Origin of the sequence: Shewanella sp. MBTL60-007 (assembly GCF_019654915.1) — a bacterium.
In the GTDB taxonomy this organism is placed as follows: domain Bacteria; phylum Pseudomonadota; class Gammaproteobacteria; order Enterobacterales; family Shewanellaceae; genus Shewanella.
In genome coordinates this window covers 1-501 of the sequence record NZ_BPET01000189.1, presented here as the reverse complement: position 1 = coordinate 501, position 501 = coordinate 1, and the positions used below count along the sequence as shown (strand labels likewise).

The following is a 501-nucleotide window of genomic DNA, read 5'->3' as shown; positions in this document are numbered from 1 at the left end:
GAACGGGCTTATTACCAATACCTACCTCTCCGTTCCTCCCTTTCCTCCCTCTCTTCCCTCTTTCTTTTTTTCTTCTCTTCCTTTCTTTTTTTCCTTCCCTTTCTTCCCTCCCCTCTCTTCCTTCCCCCCTCTCTTTTTCCTCCCCTCCTTTTTCTCTCTCCTTTCTTTCTCTCTCTCCTTTCTTTTTCTCCTCTCTTTTCCCTTTTTCCCTTTTCTCCCTCTTCCCCCCCTTTTTCTCTCCCCCTCCTCTTTTTTCCTTCCTTTCCCCTCTTTCCTTTCTCTTTTTCTCCCTTTCCTCTTCTTTCCTCTCCTTCTTCTCTCCCTCTTTCTGTTCTACTGCTTTTTTTTTTTTTCCTTTCTCCTCTCCTCTCCTTCCCTTTTCCCTTCTTCCTGTCCGCTCGCCCAGCTCGCTGCCCCGCGTCCCCTCTTGGTTTCCTTTCCTGTCTCATCTCAGCCTTCGGTCTTCCGCCTCTCTTCCCCTCCTGTGCTCACTCGAGACGG

General features: G+C 49.3%; 1 protein-coding gene. It reads right to left on the bottom strand.

Annotation, left to right across the window (positions count from 1 at the left end; genetic code table 11):
- Nucleotides 1–11: 11 nt before the first annotated feature.
- Nucleotides 12–449, bottom strand: a complete 438-nt coding sequence (locus K5Q92_RS23975; protein ID WP_220771274.1) for a hypothetical protein — start codon at nucleotides 447–449, stop codon at nucleotides 12–14.
- Nucleotides 450–501 lie beyond the last annotated feature (52 nt).

Excerpts from the sequence above, each read along its gene's own strand:
- K5Q92_RS23975 (WP_220771274.1), bottom strand. The coding sequence starts at position 449 with ATGAGACAGGAAAGGAAACCAAGAGGGGACGCGGGGCAGCGAGCTGGG.